General features: G+C 42.1%; 23 protein-coding genes. 21 read left to right on the forward strand and 2 right to left on the reverse strand.

Features of this window, described 5'->3' with window-relative positions; genetic code table 11:
• The 7 genes from M1G12_RS04160 to M1G12_RS04190 form a co-directional block, all read left to right on the forward strand.
• On the forward strand, positions 1–230 hold a 230-nt coding region (locus M1G12_RS04160), incomplete at its 5' end, for a hypothetical protein (protein ID WP_247949443.1).
• 93 nt (positions 231–323) lie between these two features.
• A complete protein-coding gene (rpsO, locus tag M1G12_RS04165) occupies positions 324–593 on the forward strand; it encodes a 30S ribosomal protein S15 (protein ID WP_001018251.1) in 270 nt (89 codons plus the stop codon).
• A 677-nt stretch (positions 594–1,270) separates the two neighbouring features.
• The gene (locus M1G12_RS04170) at positions 1,271–1,891 is read left to right on the forward strand and encodes a CadD family cadmium resistance transporter (protein WP_000531713.1); all 621 of its coding nucleotides are present in this window, start codon (positions 1,271–1,273) and stop codon (positions 1,889–1,891) included.
• 233 nt (positions 1,892–2,124) lie between these two features.
• A complete protein-coding gene (locus tag M1G12_RS04175) occupies positions 2,125–3,171 on the forward strand; it encodes a FecCD family ABC transporter permease (RefSeq protein WP_247949444.1) in 1,047 nt (348 codons plus the stop codon).
• A 1-nt stretch (position 3,172) separates the two neighbouring features.
• Entirely contained in the window at positions 3,173–3,928 is a 756-nt protein-coding gene (locus M1G12_RS04180) for an ABC transporter ATP-binding protein (protein ID WP_247949445.1), read from the forward strand.
• A gap of 19 nt (positions 3,929–3,947) precedes the next feature.
• Positions 3,948–4,958 carry an ABC transporter substrate-binding protein gene (locus M1G12_RS04185; RefSeq protein WP_247949446.1) on the forward strand — a complete coding sequence of 337 codons (1,011 nt, stop codon included), beginning with the start codon at positions 3,948–3,950 and terminating at the stop codon, positions 4,956–4,958.
• Complete coding sequence (locus M1G12_RS04190) at positions 4,939–5,631, forward strand: alpha/beta hydrolase-fold protein (protein ID WP_084861792.1); 693 nt, start codon at positions 4,939–4,941, stop codon at positions 5,629–5,631. The genes M1G12_RS04185 and M1G12_RS04190 overlap by 20 nt, the downstream gene beginning before the upstream one ends.
• A 43-nt stretch (positions 5,632–5,674) precedes the next feature.
• Here M1G12_RS04190 and M1G12_RS04195 read toward each other — a convergent pair whose 3' ends face one another.
• Positions 5,675–6,424: a lysophospholipid acyltransferase family protein gene (locus tag M1G12_RS04195; RefSeq protein ID WP_078352402.1), complete on the reverse strand. Its 750-nt coding sequence runs from the start codon at positions 6,422–6,424 to the stop codon at positions 5,675–5,677.
• Positions 6,425–6,556: 132 nt separating this feature from the next.
• On the opposite strand from M1G12_RS04195, the gene M1G12_RS04200 reads away from it, so the two are divergent.
• From M1G12_RS04200 to M1G12_RS04225, 6 genes are all read left to right on the forward strand, one after another.
• Entirely contained in the window at positions 6,557–8,893 is a 2,337-nt protein-coding gene (locus M1G12_RS04200; protein WP_247949447.1) for a cation-translocating P-type ATPase, read from the forward strand.
• A gap of 101 nt (positions 8,894–8,994) precedes the next feature.
• On the forward strand, positions 8,995–9,666 hold the full coding sequence (locus M1G12_RS04205; protein ID WP_247949448.1) for a tRNA (adenine(22)-N(1))-methyltransferase: 672 nt from the start codon (positions 8,995–8,997) through the stop codon (positions 9,664–9,666).
• A complete protein-coding gene (locus M1G12_RS04210) occupies positions 9,660–10,457 on the forward strand; it encodes a Nif3-like dinuclear metal center hexameric protein (RefSeq protein ID WP_247949449.1) in 798 nt (265 codons plus the stop codon). The genes M1G12_RS04205 and M1G12_RS04210 overlap by 7 nt, the downstream gene beginning before the upstream one ends.
• Before the next feature lie 16 nt (positions 10,458–10,473).
• A complete protein-coding gene (locus tag M1G12_RS04215; RefSeq protein ID WP_000754641.1) occupies positions 10,474–11,577 on the forward strand; it encodes an NAD(P)/FAD-dependent oxidoreductase in 1,104 nt (367 codons plus the stop codon).
• A 298-nt stretch (positions 11,578–11,875) separates the two neighbouring features.
• On the forward strand, positions 11,876–12,895 hold the full coding sequence (gene galE / locus M1G12_RS04220) for a UDP-glucose 4-epimerase GalE (RefSeq protein WP_001156540.1): 1,020 nt from the start codon (positions 11,876–11,878) through the stop codon (positions 12,893–12,895).
• Between the two features lies 1 nt (position 12,896).
• Positions 12,897–13,862 (forward strand): glycosyltransferase family 2 protein, encoded by a 966-nt coding sequence (locus M1G12_RS04225; protein ID WP_247949450.1) that lies wholly within the window; start codon positions 12,897–12,899, stop codon positions 13,860–13,862.
• A gap of 57 nt (positions 13,863–13,919) precedes the next feature.
• On the opposite strand, the gene M1G12_RS04230 is transcribed toward M1G12_RS04225, so the two are convergent.
• Entirely contained in the window at positions 13,920–14,117 is a 198-nt protein-coding gene (locus M1G12_RS04230) for a ferredoxin (protein WP_161970138.1), read from the reverse strand.
• A gap of 45 nt (positions 14,118–14,162) precedes the next feature.
• On the opposite strand from M1G12_RS04230, the gene M1G12_RS04235 reads away from it, so the two are divergent.
• The 8 genes from M1G12_RS04235 (at position 14,163) to M1G12_RS04270 (ending at position 19,960) form a co-directional block, all read left to right on the forward strand.
• Complete coding sequence (locus M1G12_RS04235; RefSeq protein WP_247949451.1) at positions 14,163–14,654, forward strand: SAG1386/EF1546 family surface-associated protein; 492 nt, start codon at positions 14,163–14,165, stop codon at positions 14,652–14,654.
• 8 nt (positions 14,655–14,662) lie between these two features.
• Positions 14,663–15,334, forward strand: coding sequence for a (d)CMP kinase (cmk, locus tag M1G12_RS04240; protein ID WP_084864306.1), 672 nt, complete (start codon positions 14,663–14,665; stop codon positions 15,332–15,334).
• A 130-nt stretch (positions 15,335–15,464) separates the two neighbouring features.
• Positions 15,465–15,803 carry a zinc ribbon domain-containing protein YjdM gene (locus M1G12_RS04245; RefSeq protein ID WP_001061596.1) on the forward strand — a complete coding sequence of 113 codons (339 nt, stop codon included), beginning with the start codon at positions 15,465–15,467 and terminating at the stop codon, positions 15,801–15,803.
• 2 nt (positions 15,804–15,805) lie between these two features.
• Positions 15,806–16,435 carry a Pr6Pr family membrane protein gene (locus M1G12_RS04250; protein WP_247949452.1) on the forward strand — a complete coding sequence of 210 codons (630 nt, stop codon included), beginning with the start codon at positions 15,806–15,808 and terminating at the stop codon, positions 16,433–16,435.
• Between the two features lie 322 nt (positions 16,436–16,757).
• On the forward strand, positions 16,758–17,909 hold the full coding sequence (locus M1G12_RS04255) for an MFS transporter (RefSeq protein WP_023946242.1): 1,152 nt from the start codon (positions 16,758–16,760) through the stop codon (positions 17,907–17,909).
• A 99-nt stretch (positions 17,910–18,008) separates the two neighbouring features.
• Complete coding sequence (truA, locus tag M1G12_RS04260) at positions 18,009–18,758, forward strand: tRNA pseudouridine(38-40) synthase TruA (RefSeq protein ID WP_049502391.1); 750 nt, start codon at positions 18,009–18,011, stop codon at positions 18,756–18,758.
• A complete protein-coding gene (locus tag M1G12_RS04265; protein ID WP_000794766.1) occupies positions 18,748–19,521 on the forward strand; it encodes a bifunctional hydroxymethylpyrimidine kinase/phosphomethylpyrimidine kinase in 774 nt (257 codons plus the stop codon). The genes truA and M1G12_RS04265 overlap by 11 nt, the downstream gene beginning before the upstream one ends.
• A complete protein-coding gene (locus M1G12_RS04270; RefSeq protein ID WP_000814989.1) occupies positions 19,499–19,960 on the forward strand; it encodes an ECF transporter S component in 462 nt (153 codons plus the stop codon). Before M1G12_RS04265 ends, M1G12_RS04270 begins: the two co-directional genes overlap by 23 nt.
• Positions 19,961–19,972 lie beyond the last annotated feature (12 nt).

The raw sequence follows: 19,972 nt of genomic DNA on the forward strand, positions 1-19,972 counted from the left end.
GACTTTTTTTCTACAACAAAATAGGCTCCATAATATCCATAGGGGATTTACCCACTACAAATATTATAGAGCCAAAATATGACCAGATAGTAGGGGAGATGGGAATAGAATCTACGCATGATAATCATCTCGTTTTAAAAAACAGACAACTTAGATTTCTTGCTATGATTATTATAGCATGTTTAAAACAAGAAAGTAAATCTGTTGACAAAGAAGTTAGTTATTGGTAGAATAGGGATTGTCGTAAAGACAAATAACTTCTTCTTGGTTACAGGCATGCCAACCTGTCACTCGGATGAAGCCAAATAAAAAGGAGAAACATCATGGCAATCTCAAAAGAGAAAAAAAATGAAATCATCGCACAATATGCACGTCACGAAGGTGATACAGGTTCAGTAGAGGTTCAAGTTGCTGTCCTTACTTGGGAAATCAACCACCTTAACGAACACATCAAACAACACAAAAAAGACCACGCTACTTACCGTGGATTGATGAAAAAAATCGGTCGCCGTCGTAACTTGCTTGCATACTTGCGTAAAAACGACGTTAACCGTTACCGTGAGTTAATCAACTCTCTAGGACTTCGTCGTTAATCTGCTTTATTTTCCACTTACATTGCGTTGTTACCTTACCTCGATATACTCAAGTATAATCTTCGGTTACGGTTCCTAGCACTGTAAGGTAAAATAAACCAGATATTCTCCCTTCGGGGAGATTTTTTTGTTTCACTGAAAGTTTCGTACATTCTTCTCCTCGTCGCCTAGTCTATAAACGTTTTATCCAGCAAGAATCATGATGCTAAGGGCGTAAGAAATCCGTATGAAAATAGGGAAACGACACCGTGTTCGATGAACACAAGGAGTTTCATCTTTTTCACTAGGATTTTAGCCCGAGCTCAAATCAGCTCTCTGATTTTCAGAGGGCTTTTTTATTGAGGTTTTATCGGTCACAATTTTGGAGACTACAAAAACCTCAAATGGTATCAGCTAATTACACCATAAAGGTGCGTAGCTACTCGGCTTGAAAAGCCGAGTAGCTGTCTGCAAGCCCCCTCGGAGAGCCCACACTTTACGAAGTAAAGTATAGTATGTTATACTTTACATGGAAGTAGTCACCGAATTCCAGTTAGAAATTACTTTGTAACTACGTTTTGAGGAGGAGTAAAATGCTTTCCTATGTTCGACATTACCCACTAGCGATAGCTAAATTAATGTGTCTGTGCTCTCCTAAAATCTGCTGATTTATTACTGACCAATACAGGAGGTTTTTTATGGGACAGACAATCATATCTGCTATTGGTGTTTATATTTCCACCAGTATCGATTATTTAATTATTTTATTTATTTTATTTGCACAGCTATCACAGAATAAACAAAAATGGCATATTTATGCGGGGCAATATCTAGGCACAGGCTTACTTGTAGGGGCGAGTTTAGTTGCTGCTTATGTCGTTAATTTCGTGCCTGAAGAATGGATGGTTGGATTGCTTGGTTTAATCCCTATCTATTTAGGGATTCGCTTTGCAATTGTTGGAGAAGGTGAGGAAGAAGAGGAAGAAGAGGAAGAAATTATTGAAAGATTAGAACAAAGCAAGGCAAATCAACTGTTTTGGACAGTTACATTGCTGACAATTGCGTCTGGCGGAGATAATTTAGGTATCTATATACCTTATTTTGCTTCGTTAGATTGGTCACAGACCCTCGTGGCGTTGCTTGTGTTTGTAATCGGTATAATTATCTTATGCGAGATTAGTCGGGTGTTATCCTCTATTCCGTTAATATTCGAGACAATTGAAAAATACGAGCGAATCATTGTGCCCTTAGTATTCATTCTACTTGGACTATACATCATGTATGAAAATGGCACGATAGAGACTTTTCTGACCGTGTAGATTTTTTTGTTTCACTAGGATTTTATCCCAATCTCAAATCAGCTCTCTAATTTTAGAGGGCTTTTTATGTTGTCCTCTTACCTCGATATACTCAAGTATAATCTTCGGTTACGATTATTAGCACTGTAAGACCAACTATATTCATTTTTCTCATCTTGTTCCATTGTTGAAAATATGGTATACTTTTCATGAGAATTTTCTAAATTTTTAAGATTCTATCATAGGAGGTTTGCATGCTTTCCAAATTTTCTGGAAGCCGACAAGACCAGCAATTTGTGTTACTTTTAGTTATTTTGCTAGCTACTTTAGGGATTTCTCTCTTTCTAGCAGTTTCTATGGGATCTGTTGCGATTGATCTAGGAGCTACCTATCGGATTATTTTGAGCAGGTTGGGATTTCCTCTTGAGATAGGAGAGGTTTCCAAGTCCACTCTTGCCATTGTATGGAACATGAGATTCCCCCGAGTATTGCTAGGTCTGATAGTAGGGGCTGGTCTTTCTATGTGTGGTAGTGTGATGCAGTCTACAGTGAATAATCCCATAGCTGAGCCCTATGTCTTAGGCATCTCTGCAGGTGCAACTCTAGGTGCAACCTTGAGCATCATTCTTGGTTTAAAAGTGATGATTAGCCTTGGAGCTTTTCTTGGAGCTATTTTGGCAACAATTGCTGTCCTCATTATTGCCTCTATGCAAGGAAGGATGACGACTTCTAGTCTAATCTTATCAGGAACGGTGGTCAATGCTCTCTTTCTGGCTTTTTCCAACTTTATTATATCAGTTGGTGCTAATGCGGACAATGTGATGACCATTAAGTTTTGGACCATGGGTTCGCTTGCAGGGACTTCCTGGGCAGACTTGGTCCTGCCAACTATAGTAGTAGGAATGGCCTTTCTATTTTTCTCTACCCAGTATCGTGTTTTCAATGCGATGATGATGGGAGATGAGGCTGCTTTAACTTTGGGAATTCCCTTACGTTTTTATTGGTATCTTTATGTGACCATGGTGGCTGTGTTGACAGCAGTCTTAGTGGCAACCTGTGGGATTATTGGATTTGTCGGTCTGATTACTCCACATTTAGCTCGAGGGTTAGTAGGAACGAATTACAAGAGGCTTTTTCCTGTTGCAACCTTGTTAGGTGCCCTCTTTGTCATCTGGGCAGATGTACTCTCTCGAATCATCATTCCAAACGCAGAGCTTCCTATTGGTATTTTCACAGCCTTAGTAGGTGCTCCCTTCTTTATCTATATTGTTGGAGGTAGGCGAAGGGAGGTGAGGGTCTGATATGGACTTGATTTGTCAGGATATCCATTTTGGACTAGGAGAGAAAAAAATCCTCAAGGGAGTCTCTCTTAAGGTTGAAGGGCATCAATTTCACACGATATTAGGACCAAATGGAAGTGGAAAAACCAGTCTGCTTAAACTCCTCTATCATCAGGAAAAGGCGGACAAAGGCTTGATAAGCCTAGATGGAAAGCCTCTGGAACAATGGACGCTCAAAGAAACAGCAAAGCAAATGGCAGTTGTGACCCAGTTTAACCAACTGCAGTTTGATTGTACAGTTGAGGAAATTGTCTTGCTAGGCAGAACTCCCCACCTCTCTTTTCTACAAAAGGAAAGGGAAAGGGATTATGCGCTCGTTCAAGATGCTCTTGTCAAGGTGGATATGCTCGAGAAGAAAACTCGTCTCTATTCGTCTCTGTCAGGGGGAGAAAAACAGCGAGTCTTACTAGCCCGCTCCTTGGCGCAAGAACCGACTCTCTTGCTCCTGGACGAACCAACCAATCACCTGGATATCAGGTATCAGCTAGACTTGTTGGCCATTGTGAAGGGGCTCAAGGTCAATGTTTTAGCTGTCCTGCATGATATTCAACTTGCTTGTCGCTATTCGGATTATCTCTATCTGATGAAAGAGGGAGAAATCCTTTACCAAGGGACTCCAAAGGAGACTATCACCCCTGAGTCATTGCAAACTGTATATGGAGTTCAAAGTCAGGTTACTTGGACCGAGGATCAGCAAGCTATGATTCACTATTTATAAGAATGAAAAGGAAAACAAGATGAAAAAAACACTAAGCATTTTACTGGTAACAGTAACTACCTTAACCATGGCAGCTTGTGGTAACACTACTACAGAAAAAGCTACCACACAGTCTAGCGCAGAAACAAGTCAAAAGGCGAGCACAGAGACGACTTATCCACTAACGGTCAAAACCTATGACGCGAAAGGGAATGAAGTCGAACAAGTCTTTGGCAAGGCACCTGAAAAAGTTATCACCAACAATCTGTCAACCACTGAAATCTTATTGGAGTTAGGCTTGAAGGATAAAATTGTTGGCATGCTTAATCCAGACAATGCTGTAACAGATAAATACAAAGACGCGATTGCGACTATTCCTCAAATCGGTGATAAAAAAACAGTCTCACAAGAGACAGTCCTTTATTATGAGCCAGACGCTGTGATGGGTCGAAACATGATGTTTTCTGAAAAATCCTTGGGAACAGTTAGCACTTGGAATGAAAACAAAATCCCAGTCTATACGCAAAAAGCTTCTCTCTCAACGATTCAGCAAGATTTGGGGAATATTGTAGAAGATGTTAAAAATCTTGGAATGATTTTTAATGTTCAGGACAAGGCTAATGAATACGCAGCCCAATTACAAACTAAAATTGACGCTGTTAAGAAAGCAAATCCAGCAAGCCAAGGTGAAAAGAAAAAGGCTTTGATTATGGTTGCCTATAATGATCAAACCTTCGGTGCCTACAAGTCTGCTTTGCAGGAAAGCTTGTTGAATCAACTTGGTTATACCAACGTTGCAACGGGAACATCAGGCTTGACCTTGGAAAATCTCGTGTCAATGGATCCTGAATTGATTATCTATGTAACCAGCGACCGCAATAAAAAATTGGATGAAAAAGCAGTAGAGTTGATGAAGTCAAATGCTGTTTTGGAAGGTGTTCCTGCTATTAAGAATCAAAAAATCATGACCATTTCTTACGATGAGTTAATGGACTATGGTCCAGCAGTGATTGATTCCCTTGAAAAAATCAATGACTTTATCAATAAATAATGAGTTTGATTGGGAAGGAATCCAAGTCAAGGTCAACCTTCCTTCGACCTATGACCCCAATCAAACCTATCCAGCGATTCTCTTGAATGATGGAAACTTGGATTTTCTATCTTCCCTTTCAGATTCTGTGATTTTGGTGGGCTTGACCTCTAAAAATCGCCTAGATGACTACACCCCCTGGAAGGCAGCTGCTCTGAGAGAGGGGACTCCAGATTTTGGCGGTCAAGCCAACGTCTATCATGATCATTTATTTGGAGGTCTTTTAGATAAGTTGCAGTCGCTTTATCGACTGGATGAAGCACGCCTTGCCTACGGAGGTTATTCACTAGGTGGTTTGGTGGCAGTTTACAGTCTTTTCGGCTTTGACAAGGTTTCCTGTGTCTTTTCGATCTGTGGTTCCTTTTGGTATCCTGATTTCGTGACTTACTGTAGGAAAGAAAAGGTGAAAAATTTGGACTGTTTGCTGTATTTACAGAACGGTCAAACAGAGGGAGCACACCATATTAATCGCTTGGCTCAAGCACCAGCCTATGCTGAACAGATCCATACCGGTCTTCAAAAACGCTATCCGAACAGTCAGTTTGTCTTTGATCCTTATGGACACCATGAACAAGTAGCTGAGCGATTTTTAGCCTTTTCCAGCTGGTTGACCCAAAAATGGAAAATCAAGTAAAAGAATTATCCCTTGGCAAAAGCCAAGGGATTGTTGTATTTGTTTAACCAAGGTTTTCTCTCTTTTTATCTGGATTCCAGATGAAGCTTGCGATGAAGCTAAAGATGATGGTTAGGATAGCGAGGATAATGGCAAGGATGAGAGCAGGGATGCGGATAAACCACCAGAGTGGGTTTGGTTTTTTATCATTGTGCCATTGTTTCGTTTCTTGGTCCAGACGTTGGAATTCTGTTTGGATACGATTGGCGACTGTTTCAATGCCTTCATCATTCATTTTCTTGATATCTGAGATATCAATTGGATTTCCGAAGTTCATATCGACGCGCTCACGGCTAACCAAGCCTTTCAAGGTCATAGGACCTGTGTAGGTAACCGGCATGATACGTACCTTGGCCATCTTAGCAATCAGAGCTACACCACCTTTTACATCGTTTGAGTGACGGCTTCCACTTGGAAACATGATGAGAGAGCGATCACTTTTTTTAAGAACATTGATAGGATATTTGATGGCAGAGGCGCTAGGATTTTCACGGTCGATAGGAAAGGCACCACACATACGAATCCACCAACCAAAGATACGGTTGGTAAAGAGTTCTTTTTTTGCCATAAAGATAAACTGTTTTGGCTTGGTCGCAAAGGCCATATAAACAGGATCCCACCAAGTGCGGTGAGGTGCAACCAAAATATAATTTTCATCTTGATTAGGAATTTTATCGGTATTATGATAGTGGGCATTGCCATTGATGGACCATAGGAGCAAGACAACCAATCCACGTAAATAAGTATAAAACATGCGATCTCCTTCGATTGTTTTCTTGTTATTATTATACCTTATCAAAGGAGGGCTGGCAAACTTTTCCCTTGACTAGGTGCATATTTGGGGTTAGATTAGAATTCTGTTAAAAAAAATGATATGATAGAATTCATGGATAAAAATAAGATTATGGGATTAACCCAAAGAGAAGTCAAGGAAAGACAGGCTAAGGGCTTGGTCAATGATTTTACTGCTTCGGCCAGTACCAGCACTTGGCAAATCATCAAACGAAATGTCTTTACCCTTTTTAACGCTTTGAACTTTGCCATTGCTTTGGCCCTTGCCTTTGTGCAGGCTTGGAGCAATTTGGTCTTTTTTGCTGTTATCTGCTTTAACGCTTTTTCTGGAATTGTGACCGAGCTGCGGGCTAAACACATGGTGGACAAGCTCAATCTCATGACCAAGGAAAAGGTCAAAACCATCCGTGATGGCCAAGAAGTGGCTCTGAATCCTGAAGAATTGGTGTTAGGAGATGTCATTCGTTTGTCTGCAGGAGAGCAGATTCCTAGTGATGCCTTGGTTTTGGAAGGCTTTGCGGAAGTCAATGAAGCCATGTTGACGGGGGAAAGTGATTTGGTGCAAAAGGAAGTTGAAGCCTTGCTTTTGTCTGGAAGTTTCCTAGCCAGTGGGTCGGTTTTGGCTCAAGTTCACCATGTTGGATCTGATAACTATGCTGCCAAACTCATGCTGGAAGCCAAGACCGTTAAACCCATCAACTCTCGTATTATGAAATCGCTGGACAAGCTAGTTGGTTTTACTGGGAAGATTATCATTCCTTTTGGTCTGGCTCTCTTGCTAGAAGCTTTGCTTTTAAAAGGCTTGCCTCTTAAGTCGTCCGTTGTAAACTCATCGACAGCTCTTTTGGGGATGTTGCCCAAGGGAATCGCCCTTTTGACCATCACTTCACTATTAACAGCAGTGATTAAGTTGGGCTTGAAAAAGGTCTTGGTGCAGGAGATGTATTCTGTTGAGACCTTGGCACGCGTGGATATGCTCTGTCTGGACAAGACGGGCACCATCACCCAAGGAAAGATGCAGGTGGAGGCTGTTCTTCCACTGACGGCAACTTATGGTGAAGAGACTATTGCCAGCATTTTGGCCAGCTACATGGCCCACAGTGAGGATAAAAATCCAACTGCCCAAGCTATTCGCCAGCGATTCCAAGGCCAAGTAGCCTATCCTATGCTCTCTAATCTTCCCTTCTCCAGCGACCGCAAGTGGGGAGCTATGGAATTGGAAGGTTTGGGGACAGTTTTCTTAGGTGCGCCTGAGATGTTGCTGGACTCTGAAGCCCCAGAAGCCAGGGAGGCCTTGGAGAGAGGGTCACGTGTCTTGGTCTTAGCTCTCAGTCAGGAGAAATTAGACCATCACAAACCACAGAAACCATCTGATATTCAGGCTCTGGCCCTGCTGGAAATCTTGGATCCGATTCGAGAGGGAGCAGCAGAGACGTTGGACTATCTCCGTTCTCAGGAAGTGGGTCTCAAGATCATCTCTGGTGACAATCCAGTTACGGTGTCCAGTATTGCCCAGAAGGCTGGTTTTGCGGACTATCATAGCTATGTAGATTGCTCGAAAATCACGGATGAGGAATTGATTACTATGGCTGAGGAGACAGCTATTTTCGGACGTGTTTCTCCTCATCAAAAGAAACTCATTATCCAAACACTGAAAAAAGCGGGGCATACAACGGCTATGACAGGGGATGGAGTTAATGATATCCTGGCTCTTCGTGAGGCGGATTGTTCTATCGTGATGGCTGAGGGAGACCCTGCGACTCGTCAGATTGCTAATCTGGTTCTCTTGAACTCTGACTTTAATGATGTTCCTGAGATTCTCTTTGAAGGTCGTCGGGTGGTCAATAACATCGCCCATATCGCCCCTATTTTCTTGATTAAGACTATTTATTCCTTCCTGTTAGCGGTCATCTGTATTGCCAGTGCTCTTCTAGGACGGTCTGAGTGGATTTTGATTTTCCCCTTCATTCCGATCCAGATTACCATGATCGACCAGTTCGTGGAAGGTTTCCCACCATTCGTTTTGACGTTTGAGCGAAATATCAAGCCTGTCGAGCCAAACTTCCTCAGAAGGTCTATGCTTCGTGCCCTACCAAGTGCACTTATGGTTGTGTTCAGCGTTCTTTTTGTGAAACTATTTGGAAGTAGTCAAGGCTGGTCTGAGATAGAAATCTCAACCCTCCTCTATTATCTACTTGGGTCTATCGGTTTCTTATCCGTATTTAGAGCCTGCATGCCATTTACTCTCTGGCGTGTACTCTTAATTGTCTGGTCAGTAGGTGGCTTCTTAGCTACAGCTCTCTTCCCAAGAATTCAAAAACTGCTTGAAATTTCGACATTAACAGGACAAACACTGCCTGTCTATGGGGCCATGATGCTGGTCTTTACCGTAATTTTCATCCTGACAAGTCGCTATCAAGCCAGAAAATAAAGAAAGACTGCAATCTGTGGATTGCGGTTTTTTTAGGTGCAAGATTGCTAGCTGAAATGTGGTATAATAAGAGGTAACAGAGTTTTGGAAAGTGAGAGAAGATGATTTCAAAGAGATTAGAATTAGTGGCGTCCTTTGTGCCACAGGGGGCCATTTTACTAGATGTGGGAAGTGACCATGCTTATCTGCCTATCGAGTTGGTGGAGAGAGGCCAAATCGAAGGAGCTATTGCAGGGGAGGTGGTGGAAGGTCCCTACCAATCTGCGGTTAAAAATGTTGAGGCTCATAGCTTAAAGGAGAAAATCCAAGTCCGTTTAGCCAATGGCTTGGCAGCCTTTGAAGAGGCAGATCAGGTATCGGTCATCACCATTGCAGGTATGGGGGGCCGTTTGATTGCTAGGATTTTAGAAGAAGGCTTGGACAAGTTAGCTAATGTAGAACGTTTGATCCTCCAGCCCAATAATCGTGAAGATGATTTGCGTATCTGGTTGCAAGACAATGGTTTTCAGATTGTAGCGGAAAGCATTCTAGAAGAAGCTGGAAAGTTTTACGAGATTTTGGTGGTGGAAGCAGGACAAATGAAGCTATCAGCTAGTGATGTCCGCTTTGGACCTTTCTTGTCCAAAGAAGTCAGTCCAGTCTTTGTCCAAAAATGGCAAAAAGAAGCGGTTAAGCTAGAGTTCGCCCTCGAACAAATCCCAGAAAAAAATCTGGAGGAACGTCAAGTTTTAGTAGATAAAATTCAAGCCATCAAGGAGGTGCTTTCATGCTAGCAAGTGAAGTAATACAAGCTTATGAAGCCTTTTGCCCTCAGGAATTTTCAATGGAGGGTGACAGTCGTGGCCTGCAAATTGGCACTTTGGATAAGGATATCCAAAGTGTCATGGTAGCTCTCGATATTCGTGAAGAAACGGTGGCTGAAGCCATTGAAAAGGGTGTGGATTTGATTATCGTTAAGCACGCGCCAATTTTCCGTCCTATCAAGGATCTGATAGCCAGCCGTCCGCAAAATCAGATTTACATCGACCTGATCAAGCATGACATTGCCGTTTATGTCAGTCATACTAATATCGATATTGTAGAGAATGGTCTCAATGACTGGTTCTGCCAGATGCTAGGCATTGAGGAGACGACTTATCTCCAGGAAACAGGCCCTGAACGTGGGATTGGTCGTATTGGGAATGTTCAGTCTCAGACATTTGGAGAATTGGCCCAGAATGTCAAGCAAGTCTTTGGTCTAGATAGTCTTCGAATGGTGCATTATCAAGAGAGCGATTTGCAGAAGCCTATTTCAAGAGTGGCCATCTGTGGTGGAAGTGGGCAGTCATTCTATAAGGATGCTTTGGCAAAGGGGGCAGATGTCTATATCACTGGTGATATTTACTACCACACTGCCCAGGATATGTTGTCTGATGGGTTACTGGCATTGGACCCAGGTCACTATATTGAAGTGCTTTTTGTGGAAAAAATTTCTGCACTCCTTACTCAATGGAAGGCTGAAAATGGCTGGACAATTGATATTGTACCTAGTCAAGCATCGACCAATCCTTTCCACCATATCTAGTTAGAAAGTGAAGACAATGAAAAAAGTTGCTATTATCGGAGCAGGGATTGTAGGTGCAACAGCTGCCTACTACCTCTCTAAAGAAAGTGACCTAGAAGTAACCGTCTTTGACCATGGACAAGGTCAGGCTACCAAGGCTGCAGCAGGAATTATCAGTCCTTGGTTTTCCAAACGTCGCAATAAAGCCTGGTACAAAATGGCGCGCTTGGGGGCTGACTTTTATGTGGATTTGTTGGCTGATTTAGTGAAGTCAGGGAAAGAAATTGACTTTTACCAGCGTTCGGGAGTCTTTCTCCTGAAAAAGGATAAAACTAAGTTGGAAGAACTCTATCAACTAGCCCTCCAGCGTAGAGAAGAATCTCCTTTGATAGGCCGGTTAGCCATTCTGGACCAAGCATCAGCTAACGAATTATTCCCTGGTTTGCAGGGATTTGACCGTCTGCTCTATGCTTCTGGTGGAGCGAGAGTAGATGGTCAACTCTTGGTGACTCGTTTGCTAGAAGCCAGTCAGGTCAAGCTGGTCAAAGAAAAAGTGAGTCTGACACCTTTAACATCGGGTTACCAGATTGACGAAGAGGTGTTTGATCAGGTTATTTTGGCGACGGGAGCTTGGTTGGGACATCTGTTAGAGCCTTTAGGTTATGAAGTAGATGTTCGTCCCCAAAAGGGGCAACTCCGAGATTATCAGCTGGCCCAAGACATGGAAGCTTACCCTGTTGTTATGCCAGAAGGGGAGTGGGATTTGATTCCTTTTGCAGGTGGGAAATTGTCCTTAGGTGCTACTCATGAAAATGACATGGGATTTGATTTGACGGTAGATGAAACTTTACTCCAGAAAATGGAGGAGGCAGCCTTGCCTCACTACCCAACCTTGGCAGAAGCGAAATCATCTGGTGAACGTGTGGGAATCCGTGCCTATACCAGTGATTTCTCTCCTTTCTTTGGAGAGGTTCCAGAATTGTCAGGTGTCTATTCAGCCAGTGGACTAGGTTCATCAGGCCTCACAACGGGTCCTATCATTGGCTACCATCTAGCTCAACTGATTCAAGGCAAGGAGTTGACCTTGGACCCTCTAAACTACCCAATTGAAAACTATGTCAAACGAGTAAAAAGCGAATAATACTCAATGAAAATCAAAGAACAAACTAGGAAACTAGCTGCAGGCTGCTCAAAGCACTGCTTTGAGGTTGTGGATAGAACTGACGAAGTCAGCTCAAAACACTGTTTTGAGGTTGTGGATAGAACTGACGAAGTCAGTAACATATATATGGCAAGGCGACGTTGACATGGTTTGAAGAGATTTTCAAAGAGTATAAGCATTTTACTGAAATTTTATCCTACCCTCTAGGATGGCAAATGACATTCCCTATCAAAAATGGTAAAATAAGAAAAAATAATCCGAGAATCGAGGAAAAAAGATGCAAGAAAAGATTTTGGTAACGGGTGGAGCAGGTTTTATCGGAACCCACACTGTTATTGAGTTAATCCAAGCAGGTCATCAGGTTGTTGTGGTGGATAACCTTGTGAATAGTAATAGAAAAAGTTTAGAAGTTGTTGAAAGAATCACAGGAGTTGAAATTCCGTTTTATGAGGCAGATATCCGTGATACAGATACTCTAAGAGATATTTTCAAGCAAGAAGAACCAACAGGGGTCATTCACTTTGCTGGTTTGAAGGCTGTCGGTGAATCTACCCGTATTCCTCTTGCCTACTATGACAACAATATCGCTGGAACTGTTAGTCTTTTGAAGGTCATGGAAGAAAACAACTGTAAAAACATTATTTTCAGTTCTTCTGCGACAGTTTACGGAGATCCTCATACAGTGCCAATCTTGGAAGATTTCCCACTTTCAGTGACCAATCCATACGGCCGTACTAAGCTTATGCTAGAGGAAATTTTGACCGATATCTATAAGGCGGACTCAGAATGGAATGTGGTCTTACTTCGTTATTTCAACCCAATCGGAGCTCATGAGAGCGGAGATTTGGGAGAAAATCCAAACGGTATTCCAAACAATCTCTTGCCATATGTGACTCAAGTAGCCGTTGGAAAATTAGAGCAAGTGCAAGTGTTTGGAGACGATTACGATACGGAAGACGGAACTGGTGTTCGTGACTATATCCACGTTGTCGATTTGGCTAAAGGTCACGTCGCAGCTCTGAAAAAAATCCAAAAAGGTTCAGGCCTAAACGTTTATAATCTTGGAACAGGTAAAGGCTACTCAGTTCTTGAAATTATCCAAAACATGGAAAAAGCGGTGGGACGTCCAATTCCTTACCGTATCGTAGACCGTCGCCCAGGGGATATCGCAGCCTGCTATTCAGATCCTGCAAAAGCCAAAGCAGAACTGGGCTGGGAAGCAGAATTAGGCATCACCCAAATGTGTGAAGACGCATGGCGTTGGCAAAGCAAGCATCCAAATGGATTTGAAGACTAAGATGGTGATGTCAATCATTGTCCCCTGTTTAAACGAAGAGGAAGTACTTCCTCTTTTTTATCAGGCTTTGGAAGCTTTACTTCCAGATTTGGAAACAGAAATCGAGTATGTCTTTGTCGACGATGGATCAAGTGATGGGACCTTGGAACTCTTAAAGACCTATCGGGAGCAAAATTCGGCAGTTCATTATATTTCTTTCTCTCGAAATTTTGGCAAAGAAGCAGCTCTGTATGCAGGCTTACAATATGCGACAGGAGATCTGGTGGTGGTGATGGATGCAGACCTTCAGGATCCTCCTGGTATGTTGCTTGAGATGAAAAACTTACTAGACCAAAATGCAGATTTAGACTGTGTAGGAACACGGAGAACTAGTCGGGCGGGAGAACCCTTCTTTCGCAGTTTCTGTGCTGATCTCTTTTATGGCTTCATGAAAAAAATTAGTCCAGTAGCCCTGCCGTCAGGTGTCCGTGATTTTCGCATGATGAGAAGGTCTGTAGTGGATGCCATTTTAAGCTTGATTGAGTCCAATCGCTTTTCGAAGGGACTCTTTGCCTGGGTCGGCTTTAAAACCCACTATCTGGACTATCCAAATGTCGAAAGGCAGGCTGGCAAGACCAGTTGGAGTTTTAGGCAACTCTTTTTCTACTCCATTGAAGGGATTGTTAATTTTTCAGATTTTCCCTTGATTATAGCCTTTGTGGCAGGTCTCCTATCTTGTTTTATTTCTCTACTTATGACCTTTTTTGTTGTGGTTCGAACCCTCATTTTGGGCAATCCGACATCAGGTTGGACCTCTCTGATGTCTGTTATTCTCTTCCTTGGTGGGATTCAACTCTTGACCATTGGGATTCTCGGCAAGTATATCAGTAAGATTTATATAGAGACTAAAAAAAGACCACTTTATCTCGTCAAAGAAAAAAGTGACCTTCCTGATTTTACAGAAAAAAATAAAGAGAAAAGACTATAATTTTGCATGGAAATATGCTAAACTAGAAGGAGTGGAACGTTCTTGTCGGTATTAGAGTTAATCTTTAATCAAGGCATGTGTCGGACAGTTTCTAACAGCTTCTACAACGTCCTGACTAGGAGAAATTTCTTTTTCTAGTTGGTCAGGGTCATCGTAAAAACGCACGATTCCATTATCGTGGTAATCAAATAATTCAGAATAAGTTTGGCAAAGCCCACAGGCAATGCAACGTTCAGGTATAAGTGTGATTTTCATATTTATATTGTAATAAGAAAAGTAAAAAAAAACAAGGAGTAAGGTATGGCAAAAGAACCGTGGCAAGAAGATATTTTTGAGAATCAAGAAGAAACAAGATCAGAACGTCGTAAGAGAGAACAAGGTGGAGGAGTGCTGGCTAATCGTATCTTGACTATTTTAGCAAGTATTTTCTTTGTAATTGTAGTCGTGATGGTTATTGTTCTGATCTATCTTTCATCGGGTGGGAGTAATCGCACAGCTGCCTTGAAAGATTTTCACGATTCAGATACAAAAGTAGAGCAAGTTTCTTCTACTTCTAGTAGTAGTTCAGAGCAGGCATCTTCTAGTTCAGAGGAGAAGGTAGAAGAGTCATCTAGTAGCTCAGAACATCCAACTGATCCAGAAGGAACTACAAAAGTTATGGCTGGAGAAGGAGAAGCCGCCATTGCCGCTCGTGCAGGAATCTCGATTGCTCAGTTAGAGGCTTTGAATCCTGGCCATATGGCTACAGGATCTTGGTTTGCTAATCCAGGTGATGTTGTCAAAATCAAATAGGAGTTGATATGAAAACAATTCAAATTGCTATTGACGGTCCTGCTTCAAGTGGTAAGAGTACAGTCGCAAAGATTATTGCCAAGGATTTTGGATTCACCTACCTAGATACAGGTGCTATGTATCGTGCAGCGACCTACATGGCTCTCAAGAACCAATTAGGAGTTGAACAAGTTGAAGAACTCTTAGACTTATTGGACCAGCATCCAATCAGTTTCGGGCGCTCAGAAACTGGAGAACAGCTTGTCTTTGTAGGAGATGTGGATATTACCCATCCTATCCGTGAAAATGAAGTGACCAATCATGTTTCTGCTATTGCAGCAATTCCTGAAGTACGTGAGAAACTAGTTTCTCTCCAACAAGAGATTGCCCAGCAAGGTGGGATTGTCATGGATGGTCGCGATATTGGGACTGTTGTATTGCCACAAGCAGAATTGAAAATTTTCCTAGTAGCTTCGGTAGATGAAAGAGCAGAGCGCCGTTACAAGGAAAATATTGCCAAGGGAATTGAAACAGACCTTGAAACCCTAAAAGAGGAAATTGCTGCGCGTGACTACAAGGATAGTCATCGCGAGACTTCGCCTCTCAAACAAGCAGAGGACGCTGTCTACCTTGATACAACTGGCTTGAACATTCAAGAAGTAGTTGAAAAAATCAAAGCAGAAGCTGAAAAAAGAATGTAGATGTAGAAAAGCCGATAGATTGATATCGGTTTTTTTCTATATTTGTCAAAATAATGATTTTAAGGTATAATAGTTGCTGTTCGAGAAATTTTGATTTTCAAAGAATAGTGAATGATGATAAGGAGAAACCATGAACAACTTACCAAATTGCCCAAAATGTAACTCAGAGTATGTCTACGAAGATGGTGCCCTACTGGTTTGCCCAGAGTGTGCTTATGAGTGGAATCCTGCTGAAGTTGCAGATGTAGAAGAGGGTCTTGTTGCTATCGATGCCAACGGGAATAAATTGGCTGATGGTGATACTGTAACCCTCATCAAGGACTTGAAAGTAAAAGGTGCGCCAAAAGATTTGAAACAAGGGACGCGCGTGAAAAATATCCGCATCGTAGAAGGCGACCACAATATCGACTGTAAAATTGATGGCTTTGGTGCCATGAAACTCAAATCAGAGTTTGTGAAGAAAATTTAAGCATGTCAAAACACTATAAACTTGTATTTTATAGCCGTATCTTCTTGTTTCTAGCGGCTTTTACGGGAGTTTATCTTGAAATCGCCAAGCATGGTGGCTTTGGGATGCTTCTCTACTATACGGTTCTGTCCAACCTTTTAGTCGCGATTTTTACGCTCTATCTCCTAAAGGTTATGAGCCGTTTAGGTGAAAACTGGCAAAGGCCAAGCCTCTTGCGCTTAAAAGGTGGGGTCACCATGAGTATCATGATTACCTGTGTGATTTACCATTTCCTATTAGCGCCTATTGCGACTAATTTCTATACCCTAGAAAATTTCCTTTGCCACTATATCGTTCCCCTCTGGTTTTTAGCAGATACCCTCTTTTTTGACAGACAGGGTCAATACAAAATCTGGGATCCAGTTGTGTGGACGATTTTACCCTTGCTGTATATGATTTTTGCTCTTTTTAATGGCTTGGTACTGAAACTTGATGTTCCTAATTCTAAGGTCAGTCCCTTCCCTTACTTCTTTTTGAATGTGAACAAGGGGTGGGATGTCGTGTTCAAGTGGTGTCTGATTATCTTTGTTGCTTATATGGTGGCAGGATTTATCTTCTACTTTATTAAGCAAATCAAGAGAAAGTCATCCTAATACTCTTCGAGAATCTCTTCAAATCACGTCAGTTTCGCCTTGCCGTATATATAGTTACTGACTTCGTCAGTTTCATCTACAACCTCAAAACCATGTTTTGAGCTGACTTCGTCAGTTCTATCTACAACCTCAAAGCAGTGCTTTGAGCAACCTGCGGCTAGCTTCCTAGTTTGCTCTTTGATTTTCATTGAGTATAAGACACAAGGGATTCATTTTCGAGTTTAAGAAGGAGTCTATACACCAAAGAGGCTTCTTCTTTTCTTGCTTGTTTGATAAGTATCAAAAGAGTAGAAGATTAAGAGAAAATATAGAAAGAGATTTCATGAAACAATTTTTAGAACGGGCCAGTATTTTGGCTCTCTCCCTCGTTTTGATTACCTCCTTTTCCATCTCGAGTGCCCTGCCAGCCATGTTTGACTATTATCAAGGTTATCCTAAGGAACAAATTGAGCTCTTGGCGAGCTTGCCTTCCTTTGGAATCATGATTATGTTATTACTAAATGGTTTCTTAGAAAAAATATTTCCTGAGCGCTTACAGATCAGTTTGGGATTGCTGATTTTATCACTAAGTGGAACTGCTCCCTTTTGGTACCAAGCTTATCCTTTTGTCTTTGGAACACGGATTCTTTTTGGTTTAGGTGTTGGGATGATCAATGCCAAGGCCATTTCTATTATCAGTGAACGCTATCAAGGAAAAACGAGAATTCAGATGTTAGGGCTACGCGGTTCTGCAGAGGTCGTTGGGGCTTCTCTCATTACCTTGGCAGTCGGCCAATTGTTGGCCTTTGGTTGGACAGCTACTTTCTTAGCTTATAGTGCTGGATTTTTAGTTCTGATCCTTTATCTGCTCTTTGTACCTTATGGAAAAGAAAAGAAAGAAGTCAAGAAAAAAACGAAGGAAGCAAGTCGCTTAACTCGGGAAATGAAGGGCTTGATTTTTATCTTAGCTATTGAAGCGGCGGTTGTAGTTTGTACCAATACAGCTATTACCATCCGTATTCCAAGTCTGATGGTGGAAAGAGGACTGGGAGATGCCCAGTTATCTAGTTTTGTTCTTAGTGTCATGCAGTTAATCGGGATTGTGGCTGGTGTGAGTTTTTCTTTCCTGATTTCAATATTTAAAGAGAAACTGCTCCTCTGGTCTGGTATTACCTTCGGCTTGGGGCAAATTGTGATTGCCTTGTCTCCATCCTTGTGGGTGGTAGTGGCAGGAAGTATTCTGGCTGGCTTTGCCTACAGTGTAGCCTTGACGACAGTCTTTCAACTTGTCTCTGAAAGAATTCCAGCTAAACTCCTCAATCAAGCAACCTCATTTGCAGTTTTAGGCTGTAGTTTCGGAGCCTTTACGACTCCATTCGTTCTAGGTGCAATTGGCTTATTAACTCACAATGGGATGTTGGTCTTTGCTATCTTAGGATCTTGGTTAATTGTAACCTCTATCTTTGTCATGTACCTACTTCAAAAGAGAGCTTAGGATTGGTTTCCTAAGTTTTTCTTTTTTGGATTTTTGTACCCAGACACTATTTGATTTAGGGCCTTGTTTACAGACTAATTTCTTGATAAAATAGGAGTTATGACAAGATATAAAGCAACTATTTCCTATGATGGTTACGTCTTTGCTGGTTTTCAGCGCCAGCCTCATGCGCGTAGCGTTCAGGAAGAAATTGAAAAAACCTTGACCAGGTTAAATAAAGGGCAAGCCATTACTGTTCACGGTGCTGGTAGGACAGATAGTGGAGTTCATGCTCTGGGACAGGTTATTCATTTTGATCTACCTTATCAGATGGATGAGGAGAAGCTCCGTTTTGCTTTGGACACCCAGTCTCCTGAAGATATTGATGTGATTTCGATTGAGCTTGTGGCGGATGATTTTCATTGCCGTTATGCCAAGCATAGCAAGACCTATGAGTTTATCGTGGATAGAGGACGTCCCAAAAATCCTATGCGCCGTCACTATGCCACCCACTTTCCTTATCCGCTTGATGTGGAACGGATGCGGGAGGCTATCAAAAAATTAGAAGGCACTCATGATTTCACCGGCTTTACAGCCTCTGGGACTAGTGTAGAGGATAAGGTTCGCACCATCACAGAAGCTAGTCTTAGGGTTGATGAGACAGGCCAGTTTTTGACCTTTACCTTTTCAGGAAATGGTTTCTTGTATAAGCAGATTCGCAATATGGTGGGGACACTGCTTAAAATCGGCAATAACCGCATGCCAGTAGAGCAGATTGACCTCATCTTGAAGAAAAAGGACAGGCAGCTTGCAGGTCCCACTGCAGCACCAAATGGTTTGTATTTAAAGGAGATTCGTTATGAAGAATAATCGTATTTTAGCACTTTCTGGAAATGATATTTTTAGTGGTGGTGGTTTGTCAGCTGATTTGGCTACTTATACCTTGAACGGCTTGCATGGCTTTGTAGCAGTGACTTGTTTGACAGCCTTGACGGAAAAGGGCTTTGAAGTCTTTCCAACTGACGATACCATTTTTCAACATGAATTAGATAGCTTGCGTGATGTGGAGTTTGGGGGGATTAAGATTGGTCTTCTACCAACTGTCAGTGTGGCTGAGAAGGCCTTGGACTTTATCAAGCAATGCCCAGGAGTGCCTGTGGTTCTGGACCCTGTCTTGGTCTGCAAGGAAACACACGACGTAGCTGTAAGTGAACTCTGTCAAGAGTTGATTCGCTTTTTCCCTTATGTCAGTGTGATTACGCCTAATCTTCCTGAAGCAGAATTATTGACTGGTCAGGAAATCAAAACCTTGGAAGACATGAAAGCTGCAGCGCAGAAATTGCATGAATTAGGAGCGCCAGCAGTCATTATCAAGGGAGGCAATCGCCTTAGTCAGGACAAGGCTGTAGATGTCTTTTATGATGGACAAAACTTTACAGTCCTAGAAAATCCTGTCATTCAAGGGCAAAATGCTGGTGCAGGTTGTACCTTTGCCTCTAGCATTGCCAGTCACTTGGTTAAAGGTGATGAACTTTTACCAGCAGTAGAAAGCTCTAAGGATTTCGTTTATCGTTCTATTGCACAAGCAGATCAGTATGGAGTAAGACAATATGAAGCAAACCAAAACAACTAAAATCGCCCTTGTATCCCTCTTAACCGCCCTCTCTGTGGTTCTAGGTTATTTCTTAAAAATTCCAACACCGACAGGCATTTTAACTCTTTTAGATGCGGGTGTCTTCTTTACGGCCTTCTACTTTGGTAGTCGTGAAGGGGCTGTAGTAGGAGGACTAGCAGGTTTCTTGATTGACCTCTTATCAGGCTATCCTCAGTGGATGTTCTTTAGCTTGGTCAACCATGGCTTGCAGGGATTTTTCGCAGGATTTAAAGGAAAAACTCAGTGGTTAGGCCTTATCTTAGCAACGATTGCCATGGTAGGGGGTTACGCCTTGGGCTCTACATTGATGAATGGCTGGGCTGCAGCTCTACCAGAAATTTTACCAAATTTCATGCAAAATATGGTAGGGATGATTGTAGGATTTATCCTTAGTCAAAGTATCAAGAAGATTAAGTAATGAGGCTGAGTC

It is taken from the genome of Streptococcus mitis (genome assembly GCF_023110375.1).
GTDB lineage: Bacteria > Bacillota > Bacilli > Lactobacillales > Streptococcaceae > Streptococcus > Streptococcus mitis_CI.

Coding starts and splice junctions, on each gene's coding strand:
- M1G12_RS04245 (WP_001061596.1), top strand. CDS start 15,465: ATGAACAACTTACCAAATTGCCCAAAATGTAACTCAGAGTATGTCTAC.
- M1G12_RS04230 (WP_161970138.1), bottom strand. CDS start 14,117: ATGAAAATCACACTTATACCTGAACGTTGCATTGCCTGTGGGCTTTGC.
- M1G12_RS04190 (WP_084861792.1), top strand. CDS start 4,939: ATGACTTTATCAATAAATAATGAGTTTGATTGGGAAGGAATCCAAGTC.
- M1G12_RS04225 (WP_247949450.1), top strand. CDS start 12,897: ATGGTGATGTCAATCATTGTCCCCTGTTTAAACGAAGAGGAAGTACTT.
- truA (WP_049502391.1), top strand. CDS start 18,009: ATGACAAGATATAAAGCAACTATTTCCTATGATGGTTACGTCTTTGCT.
- M1G12_RS04250 (WP_247949452.1), top strand. CDS start 15,806: ATGTCAAAACACTATAAACTTGTATTTTATAGCCGTATCTTCTTGTTT.
- M1G12_RS04255 (WP_023946242.1), top strand. CDS start 16,758: ATGAAACAATTTTTAGAACGGGCCAGTATTTTGGCTCTCTCCCTCGTT.
- M1G12_RS04180 (WP_247949445.1), top strand. CDS start 3,173: ATGGACTTGATTTGTCAGGATATCCATTTTGGACTAGGAGAGAAAAAA.
- M1G12_RS04170 (WP_000531713.1), top strand. CDS start 1,271: ATGGGACAGACAATCATATCTGCTATTGGTGTTTATATTTCCACCAGT.
- M1G12_RS04210 (WP_247949449.1), top strand. CDS start 9,660: ATGCTAGCAAGTGAAGTAATACAAGCTTATGAAGCCTTTTGCCCTCAG.
- M1G12_RS04265 (WP_000794766.1), top strand. CDS start 18,748: ATGAAGAATAATCGTATTTTAGCACTTTCTGGAAATGATATTTTTAGT.
- M1G12_RS04195 (WP_078352402.1), bottom strand. CDS start 6,424: ATGTTTTATACTTATTTACGTGGATTGGTTGTCTTGCTCCTATGGTCC.
- M1G12_RS04185 (WP_247949446.1), top strand. CDS start 3,948: ATGAAAAAAACACTAAGCATTTTACTGGTAACAGTAACTACCTTAACC.
- M1G12_RS04175 (WP_247949444.1), top strand. CDS start 2,125: ATGCTTTCCAAATTTTCTGGAAGCCGACAAGACCAGCAATTTGTGTTA.
- cmk (WP_084864306.1), top strand. CDS start 14,663: ATGAAAACAATTCAAATTGCTATTGACGGTCCTGCTTCAAGTGGTAAG.
- M1G12_RS04235 (WP_247949451.1), top strand. CDS start 14,163: ATGGCAAAAGAACCGTGGCAAGAAGATATTTTTGAGAATCAAGAAGAA.
- rpsO (WP_001018251.1), top strand. CDS start 324: ATGGCAATCTCAAAAGAGAAAAAAAATGAAATCATCGCACAATATGCA.
- M1G12_RS04270 (WP_000814989.1), top strand. CDS start 19,499: ATGAAGCAAACCAAAACAACTAAAATCGCCCTTGTATCCCTCTTAACC.
- M1G12_RS04215 (WP_000754641.1), top strand. CDS start 10,474: ATGAAAAAAGTTGCTATTATCGGAGCAGGGATTGTAGGTGCAACAGCT.
- M1G12_RS04205 (WP_247949448.1), top strand. CDS start 8,995: ATGATTTCAAAGAGATTAGAATTAGTGGCGTCCTTTGTGCCACAGGGG.
- M1G12_RS04200 (WP_247949447.1), top strand. CDS start 6,557: ATGGATAAAAATAAGATTATGGGATTAACCCAAAGAGAAGTCAAGGAA.
- galE (WP_001156540.1), top strand. CDS start 11,876: ATGCAAGAAAAGATTTTGGTAACGGGTGGAGCAGGTTTTATCGGAACC.